Origin of the sequence: Hoeflea sp. YIM 152468, from assembly GCF_029210485.1 — a bacterium.
GTDB lineage: Bacteria > Pseudomonadota > Alphaproteobacteria > Rhizobiales > Rhizobiaceae > Hoeflea.
This window is the reverse complement of sequence record NZ_JARGET010000034.1, coordinates 1-582: the sequence shown is the minus strand read 5'-3', so window position 1 is coordinate 582 and position 582 is coordinate 1. Positions and strand designations below refer to the sequence as shown.

Here is a 582-nt window from a genome sequence, read left to right as displayed (position 1 = left end):
TCGACCTCGAAGCCTGCGCCGACATTGGAGAACCTGACCTCGGAGAAGTCGAGCACATCGTTGCCGGTGGTGCCCTGCACCTCGACATTGGCATGGCTCCTGACATCGATCACATCGACGCCGTTGGCAAAGCCGTCCAGCCCGACAATCGTGCCGGCGGATTCCACCCGTATGGTGTTGACCACGCCGTCATTGGCGCCGTTGCCGGTAAACGTGTCCGAACCGTTGTTCGTGCCCGAATACAGGAACGTGGCAGCCTGGCCGGTGCTGATGTTGAAGGTGTCGTTGCCGTGACCGCCGCGATAGTTCACCGAGTCCTTGTTCGAGGTGGTGATCGTGTCGTTGTTGTTGCCGGCATCGACCTCGAAGCCTGCGCCGACATTGGAGAACCTGACCTCGGAGAAGTCGAGCACATCGTTGCCGGTGGTGCCCTGCACCTCGACATTGGCATGGCTCCTGACATCGATCACATCGACGCCGTTGGCAAAGCCGTCCAGCCCGACAATCGTGCCGGCGGATTCCACCCGTATGGTGTTGACCACGCCGTCATTGGCGCCGTTGCCGGTAAACGTGTCCGAACCG

Annotated in this window: 1 protein-coding gene; it reads right to left on the bottom strand. The window is 61.0% G+C overall.

Annotated features, from left to right (window positions below):
- A partial coding sequence (locus PZ897_RS17845; RefSeq protein ID WP_275753993.1) for a hypothetical protein occupies positions 1-582 on the bottom strand: 582 nt, incomplete at both ends.